Consider the following 4,473-nt stretch of genomic DNA (forward strand, 5'->3'; position numbering starts at 1 on the left):
CTATAGCCCGTCCTGGACGGGCTATAGAGCCCATCCCACAAGAATAATAAAAATGGTAAGTTATTTAATTCTCATTCCTAAGTTGGTAATGTATTTAAATTGTATGTTTTGATGACTCGATCGAAAATCCTCTCCCTCTTTCCCCTCTCCTCCTCTGGCTCTCTCCCTCTGCGCCTCTAGGCCTGTGGCTAGTGTCACTTACAAAAGCGGCCAGCCTTTTTCTTGCAGATCCCCCTTTCGGATAAGATTAGATACGCAGCAACCAATGAGGACAGGATGTTATGAGTCAAGACGACATTTTTGCTAAAGTCAAGAAAATTGTGGCAGAGCAACTCGAAGTCGATCCGGGGGAAGTTAAGCCGGAAGCCAACTTTGCTAACGATTTAGGAGCAGATTCCTTAGATACAGTAGAGCTGGTCATGGCCTTGGAAGAAGAGTTTGATATTGAAATTCCAGACGAAGCAGCCGAAGGTATTACCACCGTTCAAGCTTCTGTAGATTTCATCAGCAGCAAACTTGCAGCTCCAAAAGCATAAAATACCTGTCTTTTCCCCTAAGAGGAGATAAGTTAAAAAACTAAAAACTCCTCTTTTGTTCTGCGTTCTAGGTGTTTAATTTTTTGAAACTGAAATCATGACAAATTTAGAGCGTAAGCGCGTTGTTATCACCGGTCTCGGCGCGATTACACCGATCGGCAATACCTTATCCGAATATTGGAACGGATTGCTGGCCGGGAAAAATGGCATCGGCCCGATCACCTTGTTCGATGCGTCGCGGCACGATTGCCGGATTGCTGGAGAGGTGAAGGGTTACGACCCACATGACTATTTAGAGCGCAAGGAAGCAAAGCGGATGGACCGCTTTGCTCAGTTTGGAGTGTCAGCGAGCAAACAAGCTCTGGCTGATGCAAAATTTGAGATTAATGACCTGAACGCAGAACAGGTGGGTGTCATACTTGGCACTGGCATTGGCGGGCTCAAGGTTTTAGAAGACCAGCAAGAAATCTATTTGACTCGCGGCCCCGATCGATGCAGCCCGTTTATGATTCCGATGATGATTGCGAATATGGCCTCCGGCCTGACGGCGATTCAAACGGGCGCTAAAGGTCCCAACTCTTGCACGGTAACAGCCTGCGCGGCTGGATCGAATGCCGTGGGGGATGCCTTTCGCATGGTTCAGGGCGGTTACGCGCAAGCCATGATTTGCGGCGGTACCGAAGCTGCGGTAACTCCTTTGTGTGTGGCGGGTTTTGCGGCGGCGAGAGCACTCTCGACTCGCAATGATGACCCGACTCATGCTTGCCGTCCGTTCGATCGCGATCGGGATGGTTTTGTCGTCGGCGAAGGTGCTGGCATTCTGATTGTAGAAGAAATGGAACACGCGATCGCTCGCGGAGCCAGAATTTACGCAGAAATGGTCGGCTACGGTTTAACTTGCGATGCCTACCACATGACTTCCCCGGTACCGGGGGGCGAAGGTGCCTCACGGGCAATGGCTTTAGCGCTCAAGGATGGGGGTTTGACACCGGATATGGTGAGCTATATCAATGCTCACGGTACTAGCACTCTTCCCAACGATTCTACAGAAACCAAGGCGATTAAAAAGACCTTGGGAGACCATGCTTACAAAGTAGCTATTAGTTCTACCAAGTCAATGACAGGTCATCTTTTGGGTGGTTCTGGGGGAATTGAGGCGGTAGCTGCGGTAATGGCGATCGCCAACGACAAAATCCCGCCGACAATTAATCTGGAAAATCCCGATCCAGAGTGCGATTTGGACTATGTTCCGCATCACAGTCGCGATCTCAAAGTTGATGTAGCGCTGTCGAATTCCTTTGGATTTGGCGGCCACAACGTCACGCTGGCTTTCAAGAAGTTTGTTCAGTAACGGCTAATCCAAAATCGAGAGTTAAAAGGTAAAAAAATATTTTTTTACCCTTGTAGGGTAGGCATCTTGCCTGCCCTAACTTTCTGAAGTATAACCGGAGCGATCGTATGAATCAACCAATTATTCGATTTCTGACAACCAAGAATTATAAAAATCTACAGTTAGATCCATCTGTAAATTTAAACAATCTTAATATATTTATCGGCTCAAATGGTTCAGGCAAAAGCAATTTCATCAGTTGTTTAAAATTTTAAAAAGATTGCTTAATAGCTATTCCAGATGAAAATCGGGGCGTGAGTAGTTTTGAGGATGCTATTTCTAAAATTGGTGGCGATCGAATTTTAGATGTCAATGTTGAAAGTCCCGCAAAAGTCAGTCTTTATTACTGTTTTTCGCAAATTTCCCAAACTAGCAACGATCCGAAAGACAGCGCAATTCTTGACTTAACACTTTATACTGACAAACAAAAAGCCAGGCCAAGCATCTCTGAAGAATATTTATATGGCGGAGAAGATTTGCAGAGGATTGCCACCAGGCAACTTTTTTATTACTATAAATTGCATGAAAGAGAATTAGGTCAAGGGGTTTTGTCTGTTTATAATTCTCCCGTCAAGGACAAACTCATTTTGAACCTTTAGATAACATTCCTACAAATTCTTTGGGTTTGTTGACAATTCCCAAACTCCTTGAAAATAGTCAATCGCCCCCAGAAAACACACCAGTTTACAAAATTAGAAGAGAATTAATTGAATTTATTTCAAAATGGCAATTTTATAATGCCAATAACATGAACTTGAATTTAATTAGAACAGTAGATCCTAAAATAGGTGCAAGTGATATTTACCTATCTGCATCGGGAGATAATCTGTCGTTAGTTTTGGATAATTTAAGAAACCAAAATATCGACTTTGAAGATAGCCTTAACGAGGCAATGAAGTCTATATTACCAAAAACTCGTCGCCTTAGAGCTTTACGTTCTGGTCGCCTATCTCTCACTGTAGAATGGTATTTTGAAGGTATCAAAGAAGCATTTTACCTTAATGAAATGTCAGATGGAACTGTCAGGATGCTTTGTTGGGCAACTATATTACATTCTCCACTGCTTCCTTCTTTGATAGTTATTGATGAACCGGAATTAGGATTGCACGTATCGTGGATGCCAATTTTAGCTGAGTGGATTAAAAAAGCTGCGACAAAAACTCAGATAATTATAACCACACATAGTCCCGACCTTTTAGATCACTTTACTGATTGTTTAGAGAATGTTCTTTGTTTTTATTCCGAAAATAGAACGCATTTCTCAGTCAAATCTCTTTCAAAAGCAATGCTAGAGCAAAAACTTGAACAGGGATGGCAATTAGGCGATTTATACCGTGTTGGCGATCCAAGTATTGGAGGATGGCCGTGGTAGTTTGGGTTTTCTCTGGTGGCGGTGAGGCTGAGGTTAGAGGATTCTTTCCTTTTTTAGAAAAAACTTTTCCGGGCTGTAGATTTGAACGAAAAACACCAGTTCGTCAAAAACCCGGCCCTAAAGCCAATAAAGCAGGTAGTTACGGTAGAACAGGTCAAAGCTTAATCGAGCAAATAAAGCAAGAATTACCACTCGCCTTAAAAGCAGAACCAAATAAATGCGACCTGATTTTAGTTTTTGACGATTTGGATTGTCGCGATTCTCAGATCCAAAAATCAAAAATATTGACAGAGTTATCAAAAATACCAGAATGTGCCGCTCTCAACAAAATTGTCGCGTTTGCCGCACCAGAAATCGAAGCTTGGATTATTGCTGATTGGAATAATTCAATAGCTAAAAATTCAGATTTTAGAGGCAAAAGACATGAACGAATGCGTTGGTGGCTGAGTCAAGAAAAAAATGTTCGGTTTGATATTCCAGAATCGTTTAGTGAATATGATTCTCATAAAGATAGCTGCCGAGAAAAGCTATCAGATGTATTAATTGCTTCAACAATTGTTGAACATGAGAGTAATCTCGATAAAGCACGCTTTTCTAAAGGATATCATACTCCTTTGCTCTTGAGAGAAATCGAACCGAATGAAGTTCAAAAAAAATGTCCGTTCTTTCGCGAACTCTCTAACTATTTTAACGATTTTTGTGGTTGTCCATAAAGGGTCAGAGCAAAATTTATTTAGGTAAACTGTAACCCAACCTTTGCAAAGCATTAGGAATGAAAATTTAATAACTTAAGCGATTGCTCGTTACCAGGCTCTGCCTGGTAATGCAGATAGGCGAGGCTCTGCCTCCTTCGAGGAAAGCAACTTACAGGAGAGAGGACGGTAGGAGGTGTTTAAGTTATTAAATTTTCGACCCTTAGTATTTTTAAACTATATTTCCCCAAACAAAAAGCGCCCCTATTTCTAGGAGCGCTGTTTGTTAATCAAAAGTTAAAACTTAACCGTTGATAGAAGGAGCAACCATTGCAACTGGAGTTGTAACACCAGCGGCCAAATCGAGCGGGAAGTTGTGAGCGTTGCGCTCGTGCATTACTTCCATACCCAAGTTAGCGCGGTTGATCACGTCAGCCCAGGTATTGATTGCACGACCTTGAGAGTCGATAATCGATTGGTTGA

5 protein-coding genes and 1 pseudogene are annotated in these 4,473 nt (G+C 42.6%); 5 read left to right on the forward strand and 1 reads right to left on the reverse strand.

Going from position 1 to position 4,473, the window contains the following annotated elements; genetic code table 11:
* Positions 1–281: 281 nt before the first annotated feature.
* The 5 genes from acpP to IQ270_RS28495 all read left to right on the forward strand — a co-directional run bounded on the left by acpP (position 282) and on the right by IQ270_RS28495 (position 4,011).
* Positions 282–536, forward strand: coding sequence for an acyl carrier protein (acpP, locus tag IQ270_RS28480; protein ID WP_193976484.1), 255 nt, complete (start codon positions 282–284; stop codon positions 534–536).
* 97 nt (positions 537–633) lie between these two features.
* Entirely contained in the window at positions 634–1,887 is a 1,254-nt protein-coding gene (fabF, locus tag IQ270_RS28485; RefSeq protein ID WP_193976485.1) for a beta-ketoacyl-ACP synthase II, read from the forward strand.
* A 293-nt stretch (positions 1,888–2,180) separates the two neighbouring features.
* Positions 2,181–2,525, forward strand: coding sequence for a hypothetical protein (locus IQ270_RS31585; RefSeq protein ID WP_228056791.1), 345 nt, complete (start codon positions 2,181–2,183; stop codon positions 2,523–2,525).
* A 20-nt stretch (positions 2,526–2,545) separates the two neighbouring features.
* Entirely contained in the window at positions 2,546–3,298 is a 753-nt protein-coding gene (locus IQ270_RS31590) for an AAA family ATPase (RefSeq protein ID WP_228056792.1), read from the forward strand.
* The gene (locus tag IQ270_RS28495) at positions 3,286–4,011 is read left to right on the forward strand and encodes a DUF4276 family protein (RefSeq protein WP_193976486.1); all 726 of its coding nucleotides are present in this window, start codon (positions 3,286–3,288) and stop codon (positions 4,009–4,011) included. Before IQ270_RS31590 ends, IQ270_RS28495 begins: the two co-directional genes overlap by 13 nt.
* 283 nt (positions 4,012–4,294) lie before the next feature.
* Here IQ270_RS28495 and IQ270_RS28500 read toward each other — a convergent pair.
* Positions 4,295–4,473, reverse strand: a pseudogene (locus IQ270_RS28500) (photosystem II q(b) protein); the annotation flags it as partial.

The organism is Microcoleus sp. LEGE 07076 (assembly GCF_015207455.1).
Lineage (GTDB): Bacteria > Cyanobacteriota > Cyanobacteriia > Cyanobacteriales > Microcoleaceae > Microcoleus.